This is a genomic window from Serratia sp. JKS296 (assembly GCF_900215445.1).
Taxonomy (GTDB): Bacteria; Pseudomonadota; Gammaproteobacteria; order Enterobacterales; family Enterobacteriaceae; genus Serratia; species Serratia marcescens.
Map to the genome: position 1 here is coordinate 4,036,810 of NZ_OCMX01000001.1, position 18,480 is coordinate 4,055,289.

Sequence of the window (18,480 nt, forward strand, 5' to 3'; positions counted from 1 at the left end):
TGTTGCGGATGAAACGCCCCGCCTTGCGGCGGGGCGTTGAGGTTTAAGTGTAGCGCCTGAGCCGGGAAACACGGCCCGCCCCAGGCGCCAAAGTTCAACCGGCGCTCGCTTCGGCGTTCATGCTGCCGAACTTGCCGCTGTTGAAATCGCGGAACGCCTGCTGGATTTCCGCGTCGCTGTTCATGACGAACGGGCCGTAGCCGACGATAGGCTCATCGATCGGTTCGCCGCTCAGCACCAGCAGCGCGACGTCGTTGTTGGCTTCGATGGTGATCGAATCCCCCGCCCGGTCGAAACGCACCATTTGGGTTTCACGTACCACGTCTTCGCCGTTGACCAGGATCGCGCCGTGCAGCATCACCAGCGCCAGCGTATGGCCTTCTTTCACCGTCAGCGTGGTGGTATGGCCGGCATTCAGCTTCATGTCCCACACGTTGAGCGGGCTGAAAGTGCGTGCCGGGCCGGCGTGGCCGCCAAAATCACCGGCGATCACCCGCACCTGCCCTGCGCCGTCCGCCAGCGGAACCACCGGAATATCGGCGTTCAACAGCGTCTGGTAACCCGGCTCGGCCATTTTGTCCTTGGCCGGCAGGTTGACCCACAGCTGCACCATTTCCATGGTGCCGCCCTTGCGCGAGAAGTCCCGCGAATGGAACTCTTCGTGCAGGATGCCGGAGGCGGCGGTCATCCACTGGACGTCGCCGGGGCCAATCACCCCGCCGCTGCCGGTCGAGTCGCGGTGTTCCACTTCGCCCTGATAGACGATGGTCACCGTTTCAAACCCGCGATGCGGGTGCTGACCCACGCCACGGGTGCCGGAGGCGGAGCGGAATTTGGTTGGCGCCGCGTGATCCAGCAGCAGGAACGGGCTCATTTCCGCCCCCAAATCGTTATAAGAGAACAGCGAATTCACCAGGAAACCGTTACCGACCCAATGTGCTTCCGGGCTGTTGTGAATACCGAGGATTTTTTTCATCTTGAACTCCCGTTTCAGACCTCACGGCCTTAAGTTGATGTCAGAAGTTTAATCCGCCGGAGTTTGCTGCAGTAGTAGGCAAGATGTACACTCAGCGTTCTACTGATAGAACGATAAGGGATACGATGCTGACCGATCTGAACGATCTGTTTTTCTTCGCCAGCGTGGTCGATCACCAGGGATTCGCCCCCGCCGGCCGGGCGCTGGGCATTCCCAAATCCAAGCTCAGCCGCCGCGTGGCGCTGCTGGAGGAGCGGTTGGGCGTGCGCCTGATCCAGCGTTCGACGCGGCGCTTCTCGGTGACCGAGGTCGGCCAAACCTATTACGCGCACTGCAAGGCGATGCTGGTGGAAGCGGAAGCGGCGCAGCAGGCGATCGAACAGACGCGCGCCGAGCCCTGCGGCACGGTGCGCATGTCCTGCCCGGTGGCGATCCTGCACACTCGCGTCGGCAGCATGGTGGCGGCCTTTATGGCCGATTATCCCAAGGTGACGGTGCATCTGGAGGCCACCAACCGCCGGGTGGACGTGGTGGGGGAAGGATTGGATCTGGCGATCCGCGTGCGGCCGCCGCCGCTGGAGGACAGCGATCTGGTGCTGAAAATCCTGGCGCAGCGCACCTGGTGCGTCGCCGCCAGCCCGGCGCTGGTGCGCACCCTCGGGCCGGCGCACACGCCGGAAGACCTGCGTAAATACCCGACGCTCGATCTCGGCCCGGCGCGCGGCCAGCACCAATGGCGGCTGACCGGCCCGCAGGGTGAACGGGTGGAGTGGGAGCACACGCCGCGGCTGGTCACCGACGACATGCTGATGCTGCGCACCGCCGCCATCGCCGGCGCCGGCATCGTTCAGTTGCCGGCGATGATGATGCGCGACGACATGCTGCGCGGCGAGCTGGTGCAACTGTTGCCAGGCTGGCAGCCGCAGGGCGGCGTGGTGCATGCGGTTTACCCGTCGCGCCGCGGCCTGCTGCCGGCGGTGCGGCTGCTGCTCGACTATCTGGGCGAGCAGTTCGCCTGCATTGAAGAAGAGTGATCAGGCGGTGATTTCGATCGCGTTGCCGTCTGGATCGCGAATGACGGCCTCGTAGAAACCGTCGCCGGTCCAGCGCGGCGCGGACAGCAAAATGCCCTCCTGCTGCGCGCGCTGCGCCAACCGATCGACCTGCCGCTCATCCCCCAGCGACAGCGCGATGTGCGCCCAACCGACCCGCTCCTCCTGCGCCTGCGCCGGCAGCAACGTCGGCACGCGCATGATCTCCAGCGTCGGCCCGGCCGCCAGGCTGACGAAACGGGAAACGAACCCCGGCCGGTTGCGGCTGACGTACTCCTCTCCCGCTTCACCGTTGAAATAGCGCTGCCAGAACGCCAGCTGCGCGTCGATGTCACGGGTCCACAGAGCAACATGGGCTATTTTCATCATCATTCTCCGGTCGGTAAATCGCTGTGCCAAACCTGGCCGCCGCCCTGCGCCACCTGCAGCTCAAGCTGCGGGTGCGCGCCGCGCGCCGTCACCAGATGATCCACCCGCCCGGCGGGCAGGAAGGGGTAAGGGGCGTAGGTATTGAGCTTGTCGCGGGTGCACAGCACCGCCACGCTGCCGGCGCGCGTCAACAGCCGCTTTTTGAAGGTGGCGTCCTGGTAGCTCAACGCGGAGAAGCCGCCGGCCGGGTCGTAGGCGCAAATGCCGGTGAACACCAAATCGAAATGGAAACCGTCGATTTCTTCCGCGGCCTTGGCGTCCACGCAGCCGCCGACCTGCGCATCCAACTCGCCACCGATCAGGATGGTGCGGATCCCCGGCCGCTCCAGCATTTTGCCGGCGATGCTCAATGCATTGGTCACCACCGTTAAACGCCGATCGCGCGGCAACAGATCCGCCAGATACAGGTGGGTGCTGCCGGCGTCGAGGAAGATCAGCTGTTCTTCACCGATCACCCCCAGCGCGGTTTGCGCCAGCGCCAGCTTCTCGTCACCGCTGAGCGCAATGCGCGTCGCAACGGGCCCCTCGGCCGGCGTCGGCGCCAGCGCGCCGCCATAGATGCGTTTGCACAGGTTCTGCGCCGCCAGCTGGCGCAGATCGCGGCGGATGGTCGCTTCGGTGGTGTTCAGCCGCTGCGCCATCTCCAGGGCCAGCACCCGCCCCTGTTGGCGGAGCGTGTCAAGAATGGCCTGGTGACGCTCATTCGGTAACAGTTTGGACATCATGTCAATCCGGTGACGCTAAAAGTGATCACGAATGTACACAAACAAACAAAAACGTACAATCCAGGGCGGAAGAAAAATCGCCGGGCAGGATTTTCGCCTGCGGGATGTTGGCTATACTGAGGCAAGCGAAGTTACCGCAGACGTAACGGCTTGGGCGCTAAGGGAAAACGATGTTATTGACGATCGCAAGGTGGCTGTTTCAACTCCCCGGGAAGCTGTTCGGGCTGATTTTCAAAAATCGCCTGAGGATATTTTTGTTCTTCATGCTGGTCGCCGTTGGGGTGCTCGGCGCCAAGCGCTATCTGCGCGCCCACCAATATGACGACGAATTCAGCCTCGCCGCCCCCGCCGATTACAATCGCGCAATCAAGCGCGAAATGCCGCTGCGAGAGGCGCGCGAACAGTGCGGTGGGCCGTTGCACGACAATGTCGGCCAGCCGTGGCCCGCCTCAGCCGGTTATCTGCATCAGCCGACGCGGCTGCCCGCATCCGGCCTGCATCGGCTGACGCTGGATAATCAGGGCAACGATTTCGCGGTGCTGGTCAAACTGGAAACGCCGGCGGCGCCGCAACAGCTGGCGGAAGTCTTTATTCCGCCCGCCGGCAGCTTCGAGGTAAAAATCAATGCGGACGCGGAACACGTGATGAAAATCAAGAACATCAAGACCGGCTGCATGTTCCGCTCCCGGCCGTTCAACCTGGATAAACAGCGCGATTGGCGCATGCCGCTGACGCTACAGAAGGATGGCAGCCTGCAGCTGCAGCCGATAGGCGATCGCCAATTCTGATCGGGCGCCGGGCGGAAGAGCCGGCGCCGCATAGGGTTACTTTTTCACCGGATGATCGCGGCGGAACAGTTCCCAGCTTTCAATTTCCTGCCCACTCGGCAAGGTACAGGTGGAATACTGGCCTGCCGCATTCTCTTTGGCGTTCAACTTGCCGCCGATTTGGGTGCAGTACACGTCGGCCGGGTTCGCCATGCCGATCGGTTTCACCTGCGGCGGTGGCGGCGCCTCATTGGATTTCACGGAACACCCCTGCAACATCGTCATCCCTGCCAGCAGGGAAAGCATCAACGTTTTTTTCATTTTTTCAGCTTATGCAAAAACGAACGGCGGAACGCTCCGCCGTTCGCTCATCATGAAATAAAGGATTTGCCCTGTTTCAGCACCAGATCGCAGGCTTTTTGCTTCACCTTCTCGGTGATCTGCGAGGTGCCCAGGCTGTTCAGATCCAGACTCTTGCCTTCGCCGGTCTGCAGCAAGCCGCCCAGGCCCTGCTGATAATCCTGGCTCTTGGCGTTTTCGGTGCTGGTGATGCCCAGCTTGCTGAGCAGCTGATCTTTCACCCCTTCGGCGCCGTTAGCCGACAGCACGTTGTTTTTCACGCAGTACTGCAGGATACCGGCGGCATTGGTCATGCTGCTGGAGCTCAACGCCTTGTCGCCGCCGTTCAGCAGGCCGGTCAACGAGGAGAGCGACATGCCGCCGCTGCTGTCGCCGCCCGACTTGCTCAGTTCGCCCGCCGCGCTGCTGAGGGAATCCATCAGCCCGGCGGCCTGGGTGGCGCCGCTGGCCAGGGTAGCGGACAGAGCCAAAGCCAGAAATAAACGATGTTTGGTGATCATAGTGGTGAAACTCCTGTCATAACGGCATGCAATCGGCGCAGCGCGCCGGGATACCCTTCCGACGCCGTCGGCGGCGACAAGTTCCTTTTATCTCGCCGCCGCGCCGTTTTTCGGAATTCAGGAAGTTTAGAACTGCCAGCGCAGCCAGGCGAAGAACACGTTGCCGTTGTTATAGGTGCCGGGAATGTAGGTCGCCTGGAACGTCAGCCGCTGATAGCCGATAGAGGCCAGCGGCAGCGGCGCCGGGATAGGGATGTAATTCCAGTTGTCGCGCGCGGTGACGCTGGCGGTGAAGCCCAGCCCCAGGCGAAAATCCTTGTCATCCAGCGGGCGCCAGATCTTCTCGTAGGCATAACCGCCGATCGGCTCCCATTTGTTGAAGGAGTCCTTGAACGCCATGATATAGATGCCGTGCCAGTCACCGTCGCTGTCGTAGCGGGAGATGCCGTAACCGGCGCCCCACGGGCGTTCGTTGTACTTATCGATATGCTCATCATCATAAGTCCAACGGTTGTGCCAGGTGATGGCCGGGATATAGAGATCGTGGTTAGGCGAGTTGTTCCAGGTCTCCGCCACGTTATCGGTAAAACGCTGCCATAAACCCGGTTTTTCAGCCTGTGCGGCATTGCCACTTTCTGCACCAACCTCAGCGTAAGAAGGCAGTGCAGGAAATATCAACGCCAGAGAACACGCCAAAAGAGTCCGTTTTAGAAACATCGTAAAGCTCCTGTAAAAATACGGCCGCAGATTTTTACCGATAGCCCGGGCAAGATCAAGCCGTATCTAATTTATCCAACGCCCGTTGTGCTTTGGTTAAGTTTAGCACCGGAAAATTCCCAATAATTCATGACAGACCGTACCGATATCCGCATGCTATCGCCTTTCGGGCGGCAAAACCGTGGGAAAAGTCCGCTTTGTCGCACGCGACTCGCGAGCAAGGTGCTTGACCAACACATCGACATCGAGACGGTTCACAAACGCCAGGGAATAAGAGGAATAGAGGCCGAACAGGCGGTTTTGGTGCCCGACCACCACCAGATCGATGCCGGTCTGGTGAATAAAATCGCTCACGTCCTTAAAGCGCCTTATGGTGACAATCTCCTTGACCGCGACCGGCACATCGACGGCGCTCACCAACCGGCTCAGCATCGCCTTGGCGGCGATCACTTCCTGCGCCTGGCGATCCTTGATTAACGCATCGCTGCCGTACTCCAGCTCCGCGTAGTCGGCGTTAAGATGGCCGACAGTGAGGGCGATTGGCTGCCCGCGCACCATCGCCGCCGCTTGACTCAGCAACGGCAGCCCATCACGCTCGTTATGAATCAGTACCAAAATATGCCGATAGCCTTTCATCACACTTCCCCCTCCCAGGCCAGCACTACTGGGATATGATCCCCTCTGGTAGGTATACGCCATCCGCGCACACGTAGAGAAAAGTTTACGTATCACTTCCCACAGAATGTGATGACCGCCACGTTATATTAACGCCCGTGACGGCCCATTTTTACACCGGCCCGACGCGGCGCGCATTGCGGCATCTGTAAAGCAAAACTGACAACCATGACCGAATAAAAAAACCTTATTGTTAATTTTTTGTTTTTTATTGGTTACGGGATGGTTTCGTGAAATAAGCGTGCGGCGGATCACCAAAATGCCCCTTTACGCCAGGCTCTGCTTTTCTTTCTCAGGCAAAAAGCGTTACGCCACCCGATGGGACTTAACGCGGCGTCAAAAGTACCGGATGTCTCGCCCTGCATCACGATAAATGCCAATGCGCCGCCGCTTCTCTGCCGATATACCGTCAATGAAAAATACCGTCTCTTCCCAATATCCAATAACCCTACTTTTTATGTATTACTCAATCGCGTAAAGCGCCGAATACAAACCGCCTATTCACCGGCCGCCCTCCTTATCTTGAACAAGCCGAGACTTTAAATAACTGTTAATGCTAACGACACAACATCGCCAGCAATTTATTTTTGCTGATTTTCGCCTGACAAAATAAAGATAAATAATCCGGAGCAATCAATGAAAATAACTATCGGGTCATTCATTCTGCAACAGCTTCATGCCCTGAGCGTCGATCGTATTTACGGCGTGCCCGGCGACTATAACCTCAGCCTGCTGGAGCTGTTGGAAAGCGACGAACGGCTGACATTTGTCGGCAACTGCAATGAATTGAACGCCTCCTACGCCGCTGACGGCTACGCACGGATGAAAGGCGCCGGCGCGCTGATCGTCACCTACGGCGTCGGCGATCTGGCCGCGTTGTCCGGCATCGCCGGCGCCTATGCCGAATCTTCACCTGTGGTCTGCATCGCCGGCACGCCGCCGCTGCACGCGATGAAGAATCATCAGCTATTGCACCATACCCTGGGCGACGGCAATTTCGACAACGTCATGAACTGCTTTAAACAATTCACCGTCGCTCAGGCTCTGATCACGCCGGAAAATGCCGCTCAGGAAATTCCACGCGTTATTTCTCGCGCCTGGATAGAGAAGAAACCGGTATATTTACAGCTGCCGTCTGATATTTGCGATGTCGAAATTGAAGTTGCCGCAGCCGCAGCACCGCCGCAGTTGCCGGCGAGCGATAAATACAATGTGCAATTAGCGGCGATGGCGCTGTTAACCAAAATAAAACGCGCGCAGCGCCCGATCATATTGGTCGACCAAATGGTGGATCGTTATCGGTTGCAGCAGCAGGTTATCGCCGTCGCTCACCGCTTTGCCATTCCGCTGACCAATATGCCAACCGCCAAATGCATTATTCCGGAAGATACCGCCGGTTGGATGGGCGGCTACAGCGGCAACCTATCGCGCCCCGAACTCTATGAACGCATGGCCCACTCGGACTGCGTGCTGAGTTTCGGCGTGCGTCTGGTGGACTCCACCACCGGCTATTTCTCGCAGCAAATTCCCGCCGCCGCTCAGGTGGATATTCAGCCGTTCTCGATGACGCTGGACAAGACTTCCTACCCGGCGGTGTCGACGGCGGATCTGCTGCAGGCGCTGTTGGACCTGAGCGAAGACGCGCCGGCGCAGCGTTTATCACCACTGGCCGATCCGCGTGACAAGCTGGCGACGCCGAGCGACGCGCCTCTCGACCAGGCCTATCTGTGGCAGCGGATCCAACGCTTCATTCAGGCGGATGATGTGGTGGTGGTGGAAAACGGCACCTCGGGCGCGGCCATCGGCGGCATGCGCATGCCGGGCGGCGTCAAGGTGGTCAACCAACCGATTTGGGGCTCGATCGGTTATACCCTGCCGGCGCTGCTCGGCACCCTGATGGCGGCTCCTGAGCGCCGTCACCTGCTGTTCATCGGCGACGGCTCCTTCCAGCTTACCGCGCAGGAAGTGTCCACCCTGCTGCGCTGTGAACAAAAACCGATCATCTTCCTGATCAACAATGACGGTTACACCATCGAACGCTATATCCTCGGCGAAAACTCGTCCTACAACGACATCAGCCCGTGGGACTACGCCAAACTGCCGGCGGTATTGAATACCCAGGCGCAGCCGTTCAGCGTGGCGGTGGAAACCACACAACAGTTGGAAATGGCCCTGGAACACGCCTCGCGGCAGGATCGGCTGGCGTTTATCGAGGTGAAAGTGCCGATGATGGACACGCCGCCAGTGATGAAAGAGTTCTGTAACCGCTGCAACAGCTTTAACTTCGGCCTGACCAACCCGCGCCGCAGCGCCTGAGGCGCGATGATCGCGCCGCCGGTGGTTCAGGCCGCCGGCGGCGTTTTTCATGCCGTTACCCGCCGGCGCGCGCCATGCAACGCTGGCGGCGTTCATCCACCCGCTTGGCGAACCAGGCGGTGGTCAGCTTGCGGGTGATTTTCGGGCTTTCCAGCTGAATGCCCGGCAGCATCTCACGCGGCAGCTTGCCGCCCGCCAACGCAAAGACCTTCTTATACAGGTCGGTATCGGCAAAGTCAGCCGTATCGCCTTTCTCAAGCGCCCGGCGAATGGCGCTGTCGCTCATGTTCAGGCGCTTGCCGAGCGTGCGCACCGCCAGCTCGGTCGAGCCGGGCTTGTCGCTGCTGAAGTCGATCAGATCGCCGTCCAGCGCCAGCGGAATGGCGCTCGCCCGGCTGACCGCGTTTTGGAACGCCGCGTTGCGGCTGGCGTACCAGCCGGCGTTGAAGTCGGCAAAGCGGTAAATCGGCCGGCTGTAATCGGCCGGGTACCCCAGCAAATGCATAATGCCGAAGTACATACCGCCGCGCCGGCTGAAAACTTCGCGGCGAATCGAGCCGTCGACCGGATAAGGATACCCTTTGGCGTGCGCATCGGCGAAGGCGATGCTCACCTGCATCGGGCCGCCGGTATGTACCGGGTTCAAATGGCCGAACAGTTTCTGTCCCATCGGCACGCGGTCGATCATGTCATCGAAGATATCGCTCAGATCCTTCTCCGTGCGCACCTTATCCAGACGCTCGCTGTAGCTCTGGCCGTTCGACGACGAGATCTTCAACGCGGTATGCACCAAAAAGTTCGGGATGTGCATCTGATCGGCGCGGCGGTCGATCTCTTTCCAGGCGATCTTCGGCAGCCCCGGCACCTGCGGGTTAGCCTGGAACGTCGACTCTTGTTCGGTCACCGCCAGCACCGAACACAGGTTCTCATCGCTCGGTTCGATGCCCTGCGCGGCAAAGGCGGCGGTAATATCGGTGGCCCAGCCCTGACGATCGCCGGCGTTGGCCGGGATCAGCGTCATCAGTCGGGCTTTGACGTCGGCGGGACGCGCCGCCGGCGCCGTGGTGGTGGTCTTGCTGGTACAGCCCGCCAGCGCCAGCAGCGCGGCCAGGCTCAGCCAACGGAAGGGCATCGGGTGGAATAAACGAGGTATCGGCATCTTTTCCCTGAACGTGATGACATGAACAGCACTGAAATTAGCCCAGCCGCCGCGCACAATCCAGTATAAAGATACCGCCGCACCTTTCCATCAGGCCGCTATGTTCAAACGATCGATAAAGATGTATTTTATATGCATCATATAAATCACTTTGCTCACCCAGCCAGAGGAGCCCCCTATGGAGCAGCAGCTGCTTTGCTATAAAACCTTGCCGGAATGGAACAGCGATACGCTGCCGGAAGCCTTCCGCCAGCGCCACAACACCCAGAGCGGCACCTGGGCGAAGCTCACCGTGCTGAGCGGCAACCTGACGTTCGCCATGATGACCGAAGACGGCGCCACCACCGAAACCTGGCAGTTCAGCCCCGAAAGCCAGCCGCCGTTTATCGCGCCGCAGCAGTGGCATCGCATCGTTTCCTTCTCGGACGACATGACCTGCCGGCTGGCGTTTTACTGCACGCCGGAAGATTACTACCACAAGAAATACGAACTGACGCGCACCCACTCCGAAGTGATCGAGGCGGCGGCGCGCATCGCGCCGGGCAAGGCGCTGGATCTGGGCTGCGGCGGCGGCCGCAATTCGCTCTATCTCAATCTGAAAGGTTTCGACGTCACCGCCTGGGACAAGCACGCGCCGTCGATAGCTCGCCTCAACCAGATCGTCGACGCCGAGCAGCTGACCCGCCTGCGCGCCGGGGTGCAGGATCTCAATACTCACCGCTTCAGCGGCGAATATGACTTCATCCTGTCCACCGTGGTGTTGATGTTCCTCGAGCGGCAGCAAATCCCGCATATCGTGCAAAACATGCAGGACAGCACCGTGCGCGGCGGCCATAACCTGATCGTGGCGGCGATGGATGCCGAAGATTATCCCTGCCCGCTGCCGTTCCCGTTCACCTTCAGCCCGGGTGAGCTGAAGCATTATTATCGCGACTGGGAAATCCTCAAATACAACGAAGATGTCGGCCAACTGCACAAGACCGACGCCAACGGCAACCGCATCTCGCTGCGCTTCGCCACCCTGCTGGCGCGCAAGCTATAGCGCGTCGTGAAAGATCACCCCCAGCGTATGGCGTTGGCCGGTGCGTATCCGGCTGACGCCGTGGCGCAGATTGACCCGATAGTAACCTTTCATTCCCGCCACCGGCCGGTGATGCACGGCGAACACCACCGCGTCGCCCTGCTGCAGTGGCACCACCTCCGGCCGGCTCTGCATCTGCGGCCGCTGTTCGGTCAGCACGAATTCGCCGCCGGTGAAATCCCGTTCGGGGGCGGAGAGCAAAAACGCCACCTGCAGCGGAAACACCCGCTCTCCGTACAGATCCTGATGCAGGCAGTTGTAATCCCCTGTTTCGTAGCGCAACAGCAGCGGCGTCGGCCGCCGTTGGCCGGCCCGGTGGCATTCGGCCAGGTAGGCTTCGTGTTCGGCGGGATAGCGCGCCGCCAGGCCCAACAAGGCGTTCCAGCGGTTGGCCACCGGCGCCAGCCGTGCATACATCAGGCTGCGCGCCTCGGCCACCGGCGGCGGCAGCGGATAGGCGAAATAGCGGTACTCGCCGCGGCCAAAACCGTGCTTCGCCATTACGATGCGGCTGCGGAAGTGCGCATCCTGCGGGTAGAGCGCTGTCAGCTCGCGGCACAGCTCTTGGCTGAGCACGCCGGGCAGCCGCGCGCAGCCCTGCGCATCGAGTTCGCGCTCGATCGCCGCCCAGTCCAATTCGGCCAGCCGGGCCGCCAGCGCGCCGCTCATCGCAGCGCCTCTTTTTCCAGCAAGGCTTTCTTGCGCTCGACGCCCCAGCGATAGCCGGACAAGGCGCCGTCGTTGCGCACCACCCGGTGGCAGGGGATCGCCACCGCCAGTATGTTGGCGGCGCAGGCGCCGGCCACCGCGCGCACCGCTTTGGGCGCCCCAATGCGCCGGGCGATATCGGCATAGCTGACGGTTTCGCCGACCGGTATCGCCTGCAGCGCCCGCCAGACTCGCTGTTGAAACGCGGTGCCGCGAATATCCAGCGGCAGCGCCAGCCCGTTCTCCGGCGCTTCAATCAGGCCCACCACCTGCGCCATCAGCGCTTCATACTGCGCATCGCCGCCGATCAGCTCGGCGTTGGGGAATTTGTCCTGCAGATCCTGCACCAGCTGCTGCGCATCGTCCCCCAGCAGAATGGCGCAGATGCCCACCTCGCTCTGCGCCGCCAGGATCTCGCCCAGCGAACAGCGCCCGACGGCGAAATGGATGCGCATGCCTTTGCCGCCCGCCCGATAGGCCTTCGGCGTCATGCCCAGCGCGGCGTTGGCCTGCTGGTAGAAGCGGCCATTGGCGCCATAGCCGGCGTCGAAGATCGCGTCGGTCACCGTTTCCCGCTGTGTAAGACCGGCGCGCAAGCGCTGGCTGCGCTGCGCATCGGCGTAGCCTTTCGGCGTCAGGCCGGTGATCGCTTTGAACAGCCGGTGGAAATGGTATTGGCTCAACCCGACGTGGCGCGCCAGCGTCTGCAGTGACGGCGCTTTTTCCGCCCGTTCGATATAGCGGCAGGCCGCGGCTATCTGCCGCGCATGCTGTTCCGTCAGCGGCGTCAGCCCTTGCCGGCAGCGTTTGCAGGGCCGATAACCCGCCGCCTCCGCCTGCTCCGCATCGTCGAACAGCTCCACGTTTTGCCGATTCGGCTGGCGTGACGGGCAGGAAGGCGAGCAATACACGCCGGTGGTTTTCACCGCGTAGATAAAGCGGCCGTCGGCGTGCTTGTCGCGGCTGACGATCGCCAGCCAGCGCGGATCGGCACTGTCGATTACGTTTTTCATCATCCGTTCCTCACTGCGGTTTCGATGTTAACCAGCATAGTGACGGGCCGTTGGCGAAACACGCCGACTCTTGCTTTTTAATTCGATGCCGACGTTTTCAACAATGTTTCGACAATTTTTAACCAACAACATGAAGTTTATTACGTTGCCAACCCGGTTGCACGGCGTTAGGATCGCGGCCGGCCACGGGCGTGGCCAGTGTTTCTGCCTGTTAGTTGCGCGCATGGAGAGGTTATTGTGTTAGAGAGTTTTGGCGTCCTGAATTTATGGACCTATTTGGCCGGGGTGGTCTTCATCATCATTCTGCCGGGGCCGAATACGCTGTACGTGCTGAAAACCGGCGTATCGCGCGGCGTGCGCGCCGGCTATACCGCGGCGCTGGGCGTGTTTATCGGCGATGCGATCCTGATCTTCTGCGCCTATATCGGCGTGGCTTCGCTGATCCGCACCACGCCGTTCCTGTTTACCCTGGTACGTTTTCTCGGCGCGATTTACCTGCTGTTCCTCGGCGCAAAAATCCTCTACGCCACCTTCGTGCAGCAGGCGCAGGCGCAACAGCAGCAAATTGAAGGCGGCCACAGCATTCTGCGCAAGTCGCTGACGCTGAGCCTGACCAACCCGAAAGCTATTCTGTTTTACGTGTCGTTCTTCGTCCAGTTCATCGACTTTAACTACGCGCACACCGGGCTGTCGTTCACCATTCTGGCGCTGATCCTCGAAGCCGTCAGCTTTATCTACATGAGCACGCTGATCTTCTCCGGCGCGATGCTGGCGCATTTCTTCAATCACAAGAAAGGCCTGGCGAAGCTCGGCAACGGCCTGATCGGCCTGCTGTTCCTCGGTTTCGCCACCCGTCTGGCGACCCTGAGCTCGTGATCCCTCCCGGCCGGCGCCCGCCGGCCGCAGTTTACTGTTCCGTCACGGCAAAATGACACGCAGGACAAACCGAATGTCAGGCAGAGCAAAGCCGCCGCTTTACCGCTGATCTAGACTCTCAGGGTTAACGATAACCTGATGAGCCTGATCGGAGGATGTATGTCTGACAATACCGTAGCCGTGCTGGATAGCGTGTCGCGTTTTCTCGATCGTCAGCATGGGCTGTATATCGACGGCCAGTGGCGCGCGTCCGCCGCGGAAGGCCGCCTGGCGGTGTATAACCCCGCCAATGGGCAGCAGATCGCCACCACCGCCGACGCCAACGAACACGACGTCGCGCTGGCGGTGCAGTCCGCCCACAAAGCCTTCAGCGAAGGCGTCTGGGCGCAGCGTCTGCCGGTAGAGCGCGAACGCATCCTGCTGCGCTTCGCCGATCTGGTGGAGCAGCACGCCGAAGAGCTGGCGCAGCTCGAAACCCTGGAGCAGGGCAAATCCATCAACATCGCCCGCGCTTTCGAAGTCGGCAGCACCCTGAACTGGATGCGTTACACCGCCGGGCTGGCGACCAAAATCACCGGCCAGACGCTGGACGTCTCCATTCCGATGCCGCCGGGCGCCAAATATCAGGTTTATACCCGCAAAGAGCCAATCGGCGTGGTCGCCGGCATCGTGCCCTGGAACTTCCCGCTGATGATCGGCATGTGGAAAGTGATGCCGGCGCTGGCGGCGGGCTGCTCCATCGTCATCAAGCCGTCGGAAACCACCCCGCTCACCCTGCTGCGCATCGCCGAACTGGCGAGCGAAGCCGGCGTGCCGCCGGGCGTGTTCAACGTGGTCACCGGCCGCGGCACCGTGTGCGGCAAGGCGCTGACCGAACATCCGCTGATCGCCAAAGTCAGCTTTACCGGCTCCACCCCGGTGGGCAAAAGCATCGCGCGCGCGGCGGCGGATCGCCTGACCCGCGTGACGCTGGAGCTGGGCGGCAAAAACCCGGCCATCGTGCTGAAAGATGCCGATCCGCAGCAGGTGATCGAAGGCCTGATGCTCGGCAGTTTCCTCAACCAAGGGCAGGTGTGCGCCGCCAGCTCGCGAATTTATATTGAAGCGCCGATTTATGATCGGCTGGTAGCCGGATTCGAACAGGCGGTGAAATCGCTGTCGGTCGGGCCGGGGATGGATACCGGCGCACAAATCAACCCGCTGGTGTCGCTCGCACACCGCAACAAGGTGGCGGCCTACCTGGACGACGCCCGGGCGAAAAACGCCGAGCTTATCGGCGGCGCGGCCGGGCCGGACGCCAACGGCTTCTACATTCCGCCGACGCTGGTGATCAACCCGGACGATCGGCTGAACCTGACGCGCGAGGAAGTGTTCGGCCCGGTGGTCAACCTGATCCAGGTGGCGAGCGCCGAAGAGGCGCTGAGCAAGGCCAATGACACCGACTTCGGGCTGACCGCCAGCCTGTGGACCACCAGCCTGCAGCAGGCGATGGCGCTGACGCCGCGCATTCAGGCCGGCACCGTGTGGGTCAACACCCATACGCTGATCGACCCGAACATGCCGTTCGGCGGGTTCAAACAGTCGGGCAGCGGCCGCGATTTCGGCCCGGATTGGCTGGATGCCTACACCGAGTCGAAATCGGTCTGCATCCGCTATTGAGTGAAGCGGCGCGGGCCTGGCCCGCGCCCTGACTTACTGATACTGCCGACGGTATTCGCTCGGCGACATGCCGAAACGCTGCTTGAAAGCGGTTGAGAAATGGCTGTGATCGGCGAAGCCCCAGTCGAGGCCGACCCCGGCCAGCTTTTCCTGCCCGGCGGCGCTGCGCAGCGCCTGCGCGCACAGATCCAGCCTGCGGTTCCTGATGTACTGCGCCACCACCAGCCCCTGACGGGCGAACAGCCGATACAGGCTGCGTAACGACACCCCCAACTCGGCCGCCACCCACTCAGGGCGCAGCTGCGCCGACTGAATATGCCTGTCGATCAACGCCAGCGCCTTGTCGAAAACCGATTGTTGTCCCTCCGGGCGCGCCTGTTCGAGCGCCAACGCCGGGCGCAGCAGCGCCGCCAGCGCATTCAGCACCGCCTCGCTTTCCGCCGCGGCGAGCTGAGGATCCTGCATGCTGCTCAGCACCAGCTGGCGGCTAAGGCGCACCGCGCTGAGCTCGGCCCCCAGACGCTGGGCGCAGGGCGGCGGCAGCGGCAGGCAGCCGCGCGGCAATAGCAAAGAGATTTGGCGCGAATCGCGCTGGAAGGTGAAGCTGCTGGGCTGTGAGGCGTCGATCAGCGTCATGTCGCCGGGAGAGAGCACCGTTTGGCGATCGCCCTGCTCCATCAACGCGCTGCCGCGCAGCTGGATGACGGTGAAAAAGTGCGCGCCGTCGCTGCGGGCGATCTCACGCGGCGTGCGGTACAGCCGGGCCTGAGACACGTCGACCACGCTCAGGTGCAGGGCATGGGCGCGAAACTCCTGCATCGCCCCGCTGAAGCCGGGCCCCAACGTTTTCGCGCAGAATCGGCCGCAGGCGGTGTTGATTTTCCCCAGCCACTCTTCGAAGCCGACGTCCCGGAGCGTTGCCAATGCCGTCATGATCTCTCCCTTCAAACAGCAGCGGTGCTGCGCCGTTGAACAGAAAAACACCATAACAATCCGTTAACACACAATCAATGGCGAGCGGGGGATTTGGCGCCGCGATCACAGATCATCGGGTGCCGGGAGGCATCGCCTTAAGGCTGCGTATCCAACAGATAGCGCACCACCGCCGCGTACTCTTTGGCGTAGCCTTCAACGCTGGTGCTGGCCATGCCGGCATTGTCTATCTTGTATTTGCCTGCCACGTAGAACGACGGAGTACCGCGCACCTCGAACGCTTTCACCGCTTCGTTCTGCTTGGCGATCAATCCTTTGACCAGCAGGCTGTGGCGCGCGTTTTCATAGGTGGCGGCATCGATGCCGGCCGCCGTAAACACCCGCTGAATATCGTCGGCGCCGTTGACGGCGCGCTGTTTCTGCACCGCGTCGAACATCGCGCCTTCAATCTTGTCTTCCACGCCCAGCACCGTCGCCACCGCCCAGGCTTCGGTCAGCGCATTGCCCAGTTTGCCCATCAGGCTGACGTGATATTTGGTGACTTTCTCACCGGCGGGCAGCGCCTGCGCCACGGTGCCGCCTACGCGGTAGGTTTCGGCGAACTGATAGCAAGGGCCGCAGTAGAAGGAGAAGAACTCCACCACCGCCGGCGCGGCGGCCACCGGCTTATCCAGCCGGGTATATTGCTCGCCCGCACGGTAATCCGCGGCCTGAACCGCGGGCAGCGCCAACATCAATACGACGGCGGCGGCGAACGAACGCTTAGCTTTTGCCAACATAAACACTCCTGGTTTCATCTATGAACATCGTCCTTAGCGGCGGTTTTTATAATCAAATAACCGCCAGAAGACCAGTTTTTATTACCTTCTATTTGTGAGGGATTAAGTCAGCGTCCCTCGTAGCCGTCCCAATAGGCACCCACCGCTTCCTGCGAGAGCACCTGGCGGCGCTTAGGATTGTCGGCGCTGCTGTAGGCGCGATTGATGAAAATGGTTTTGTGTTCCATGTTCTGCTGGAACTCCGCGCTGGCCAGGTAATCGGCCTTTTTCTGCGCCTCGCTGCGCGCCACGCCCGCCGCGCGATCCTTTTTCCCCTGCTGGTAGAACTGTTCGAACATCGGCACGGCGTTTTTAATGCTGCCGTTCACATCGGTGCGGAATTGCGGATCGAAGTCGTCGCGGGTTTGATAAACGTAGTGTTTGGCATGCTGCTCGGCGCTGCTGAGGTGATGAGTGCAGGCGCTGAGCGCCAACAGCGGCAACAACAGCGCCGCGCTTTTCAGTCTTTTCATGTCGTCTGTCCCTGTCAGTGAGGAAGGTTCCTTTAGCGCCACGAGCATAGCGCCGGCCCCCGGTGAACGTCAAACGACAAATCGCGCATCACTTTGTTTTATATTAATATTATATACATTGATTGGTATTCATTGCCTGAAACACTATGCTTTAACAGACAGGGTAAACACTCACCGACAGCGAGGCGGCCAATGAAACCGATCGACAAAAACGTGGGGGAGTACGACCTCACGGCGGAAAAAAAAGCGGGCATGATCACCGGCACCATCCGCGGTGAACTGCCGGACAGCGACGCGAATCTGCCGCTGGTGCCCTTCTCCGGCACTTTCGCCGGCCCCAGCGTAGCCGAAGCCATCGCCGATATTCAGCAGCAGTTCCCCGACATCGAACCGGCGATTATCGACGATTTGCGCGAGGAACTGCTGAAGGCCGGGTTCTAAGCCGGATCGCAGTGCCGCACGAACGGGCTGTACACCGGCGCGCCGGGCTTCAGCGCCAGATCGGCGTCAAAATCTTCATTGCGGTTGAACGGCACCGCCGGCCAGGCGGAAAACGCGTTCAAACCGTCCCGGTACGCCTGTGTCACCTGCGCCAACGCGGCGTTTTGCGCCTGCAGAGCTTCACCCGCCAACCCGCCGCGCACGCCATAGACCAGGAACGGCTCCAGCACGCTAAAGCCGATATAGTGCAGCGCATGCATGATTGGCCACAGCATCAGCCGCATGTCGCCGTCGCGCCCATTCGGCGCGCAGGCCTGTGCGGAAGCGCCGGCGGTGACGGTCAGCAGCGCCCGTTTGCCGCGCATTACGCCGTTCTCATGGCGGTGGCGGCTGTCGTAGATCCCGCCGTAAACGAACACCCGATCCATCCAGCCCTTGATGATAGCCGGCGCGCCGAACCACCAGAAAGGGAACTGCAGCACCAGCGTATCCGCCCAGCGCAGCAGCTCGATATGCCGCCGGATCTCCGCCGGCAGCGCCTGGATCGTCCAGTGATGGCGCTGTTCCTGCATCGCATCGAACCTGTCCGCCCGCTTTCTGCTGGGGTAGTGGCCGGCGCCCTCGCGCGGATCAAACCCCTCCTGATACAGATCGACCGTTTTCACCTGATGCCCCTGCGCCAGCCAGGCCTGCCGCGCCTGTTCGGCCAAATGGGCATTGAAAGAATGCGGCTCGGGGTGAGCCAGCACAATCAGCACGTTCATCCTGTGTCTCCCGTTGTAAGGTGGTGCTGTTATGCTGT

22 protein-coding genes are annotated in these 18,480 nt (G+C 61.1%); 8 read left to right on the top strand and 14 right to left on the bottom strand.

Annotation, left to right across the window (positions count from 1 at the left end; all coding sequences use genetic code 11):
• Nucleotides 1-94 precede the first annotated feature (94 nt).
• Nucleotides 95-976, bottom strand: coding sequence for a pirin family protein (locus tag CRO23_RS19375; protein ID WP_016928920.1), 882 nt, complete (start codon nucleotides 974-976; stop codon nucleotides 95-97).
• 125 nt (nucleotides 977-1,101) lie between these two features.
• On the opposite strand from CRO23_RS19375, the gene CRO23_RS19380 reads away from it, so the two are divergent.
• Complete coding sequence (locus CRO23_RS19380) at nucleotides 1,102-2,010, top strand: LysR family transcriptional regulator (RefSeq protein ID WP_097102693.1); 909 nt, start codon at nucleotides 1,102-1,104, stop codon at nucleotides 2,008-2,010.
• Here CRO23_RS19380 and CRO23_RS19385 read toward each other — a convergent pair whose 3' ends face one another.
• Both CRO23_RS19385 and CRO23_RS19390 read right to left on the bottom strand, forming a co-directional pair.
• Complete coding sequence (locus tag CRO23_RS19385) at nucleotides 2,011-2,394, bottom strand: VOC family protein (RefSeq protein ID WP_033651049.1); 384 nt, start codon at nucleotides 2,392-2,394, stop codon at nucleotides 2,011-2,013.
• A gap of 2 nt (nucleotides 2,395-2,396) precedes the next feature.
• On the bottom strand, nucleotides 2,397-3,179 hold the full coding sequence (locus tag CRO23_RS19390; RefSeq protein WP_016928923.1) for a DeoR/GlpR family DNA-binding transcription regulator: 783 nt from the start codon (nucleotides 3,177-3,179) through the stop codon (nucleotides 2,397-2,399).
• A 34-nt stretch (nucleotides 3,180-3,213) separates the two neighbouring features.
• Here CRO23_RS19390 and CRO23_RS25340 point away from each other — a divergent pair, with 34 nt between their 5' ends.
• Both CRO23_RS25340 and CRO23_RS19395 read left to right on the top strand, forming a co-directional pair.
• Nucleotides 3,214-3,504, top strand: a complete 291-nt coding sequence (locus CRO23_RS25340; RefSeq protein WP_228988477.1) for a hypothetical protein — start codon at nucleotides 3,214-3,216, stop codon at nucleotides 3,502-3,504.
• Nucleotides 3,446-3,970, top strand: a complete 525-nt coding sequence (locus CRO23_RS19395; protein WP_232036913.1) for a hypothetical protein — start codon at nucleotides 3,446-3,448, stop codon at nucleotides 3,968-3,970. Before CRO23_RS25340 ends, CRO23_RS19395 begins: the two co-directional genes overlap by 59 nt.
• A gap of 36 nt (nucleotides 3,971-4,006) precedes the next feature.
• Here CRO23_RS19395 and CRO23_RS19400 read toward each other — a convergent pair whose 3' ends face one another.
• From CRO23_RS19400 to CRO23_RS19415, 4 genes are all read right to left on the bottom strand, one after another.
• Complete coding sequence (locus CRO23_RS19400; RefSeq protein WP_016928925.1) at nucleotides 4,007-4,270, bottom strand: putative hemolysin; 264 nt, start codon at nucleotides 4,268-4,270, stop codon at nucleotides 4,007-4,009.
• A 50-nt stretch (nucleotides 4,271-4,320) separates the two neighbouring features.
• Entirely contained in the window at nucleotides 4,321-4,809 is a 489-nt protein-coding gene (locus CRO23_RS19405) for a DUF2501 domain-containing protein (RefSeq protein WP_079449624.1), read from the bottom strand.
• Between the two features lie 126 nt (nucleotides 4,810-4,935).
• Entirely contained in the window at nucleotides 4,936-5,526 is a 591-nt protein-coding gene (gene pagP, locus CRO23_RS19410) for a lipid IV(A) palmitoyltransferase PagP (RefSeq protein ID WP_028128205.1), read from the bottom strand.
• Between the two features lie 156 nt (nucleotides 5,527-5,682).
• Nucleotides 5,683-6,162: a universal stress protein gene (locus CRO23_RS19415; protein ID WP_097102695.1), complete on the bottom strand. Its 480-nt coding sequence runs from the start codon at nucleotides 6,160-6,162 to the stop codon at nucleotides 5,683-5,685.
• A gap of 675 nt (nucleotides 6,163-6,837) precedes the next feature.
• Between CRO23_RS19415 and CRO23_RS19420 the strand changes: the two genes are divergently transcribed.
• Complete coding sequence (locus CRO23_RS19420) at nucleotides 6,838-8,517, top strand: alpha-keto acid decarboxylase family protein (protein WP_060444101.1); 1,680 nt, start codon at nucleotides 6,838-6,840, stop codon at nucleotides 8,515-8,517.
• Nucleotides 8,518-8,572: 55 nt separating this feature from the next.
• Here the strand turns inward: CRO23_RS19420 and CRO23_RS19425 are convergent, their stop codons facing one another.
• Complete coding sequence (locus tag CRO23_RS19425; protein WP_097102697.1) at nucleotides 8,573-9,676, bottom strand: DUF1615 domain-containing protein; 1,104 nt, start codon at nucleotides 9,674-9,676, stop codon at nucleotides 8,573-8,575.
• Nucleotides 9,677-9,854: 178 nt separating this feature from the next.
• Here CRO23_RS19425 and tehB point away from each other — a divergent pair, with 178 nt between their 5' ends.
• Nucleotides 9,855-10,718, top strand: a complete 864-nt coding sequence (gene tehB, locus CRO23_RS19430; protein ID WP_049191778.1) for an SAM-dependent methyltransferase TehB — start codon at nucleotides 9,855-9,857, stop codon at nucleotides 10,716-10,718.
• Here tehB and CRO23_RS19435 read toward each other — a convergent pair.
• Both CRO23_RS19435 and ada read right to left on the bottom strand, forming a co-directional pair.
• Entirely contained in the window at nucleotides 10,713-11,426 is a 714-nt protein-coding gene (locus tag CRO23_RS19435; RefSeq protein WP_097102698.1) for a 2OG-Fe(II) oxygenase, read from the bottom strand. The two genes, tehB and CRO23_RS19435, sit on opposite strands and share 6 nt — an antisense overlap.
• Nucleotides 11,423-12,478, bottom strand: coding sequence for a bifunctional DNA-binding transcriptional regulator/O6-methylguanine-DNA methyltransferase Ada (gene ada / locus CRO23_RS19440; protein ID WP_097102700.1), 1,056 nt, complete (start codon nucleotides 12,476-12,478; stop codon nucleotides 11,423-11,425). The genes CRO23_RS19435 and ada overlap by 4 nt, the downstream gene beginning before the upstream one ends.
• A 237-nt stretch (nucleotides 12,479-12,715) precedes the next feature.
• Between ada and leuE the strand changes: the two genes are divergently transcribed.
• Together leuE and CRO23_RS19450 are read left to right on the top strand one after the other, a co-directional pair.
• Entirely contained in the window at nucleotides 12,716-13,354 is a 639-nt protein-coding gene (gene leuE / locus CRO23_RS19445; RefSeq protein ID WP_049299711.1) for a leucine efflux protein LeuE, read from the top strand.
• Between the two features lie 159 nt (nucleotides 13,355-13,513).
• Entirely contained in the window at nucleotides 13,514-15,013 is a 1,500-nt protein-coding gene (locus tag CRO23_RS19450; protein ID WP_079449628.1) for an aldehyde dehydrogenase family protein, read from the top strand.
• A gap of 33 nt (nucleotides 15,014-15,046) precedes the next feature.
• Here the strand turns inward: CRO23_RS19450 and feaR are convergent, their stop codons facing one another.
• The 3 genes from feaR to CRO23_RS19465 form a co-directional block, all read right to left on the bottom strand.
• Nucleotides 15,047-15,946, bottom strand: a complete 900-nt coding sequence (feaR, locus tag CRO23_RS19455; RefSeq protein WP_097102702.1) for a transcriptional regulator FeaR — start codon at nucleotides 15,944-15,946, stop codon at nucleotides 15,047-15,049.
• 137 nt (nucleotides 15,947-16,083) lie between these two features.
• Nucleotides 16,084-16,725, bottom strand: coding sequence for a DsbA family protein (locus tag CRO23_RS19460; RefSeq protein ID WP_097102703.1), 642 nt, complete (start codon nucleotides 16,723-16,725; stop codon nucleotides 16,084-16,086).
• 107 nt (nucleotides 16,726-16,832) lie between these two features.
• Nucleotides 16,833-17,237 carry an Exc2 family lipoprotein gene (locus tag CRO23_RS19465; protein WP_016928937.1) on the bottom strand — a complete coding sequence of 135 codons (405 nt, stop codon included), beginning with the start codon at nucleotides 17,235-17,237 and terminating at the stop codon, nucleotides 16,833-16,835.
• Nucleotides 17,238-17,429: 192 nt separating this feature from the next.
• On the opposite strand from CRO23_RS19465, the gene CRO23_RS19470 reads away from it, so the two are divergent.
• The gene (locus tag CRO23_RS19470) at nucleotides 17,430-17,678 is read left to right on the top strand and encodes a hypothetical protein (protein ID WP_016928938.1); all 249 of its coding nucleotides are present in this window, start codon (nucleotides 17,430-17,432) and stop codon (nucleotides 17,676-17,678) included.
• On the opposite strand, the gene CRO23_RS19475 is transcribed toward CRO23_RS19470, so the two are convergent.
• Complete coding sequence (locus CRO23_RS19475) at nucleotides 17,675-18,442, bottom strand: NAD(P)H-dependent oxidoreductase (RefSeq protein ID WP_097102705.1); 768 nt, start codon at nucleotides 18,440-18,442, stop codon at nucleotides 17,675-17,677. The two genes, CRO23_RS19470 and CRO23_RS19475, sit on opposite strands and share 4 nt — an antisense overlap.
• Between the last annotated feature and the right edge of the window lie 38 nt (nucleotides 18,443-18,480).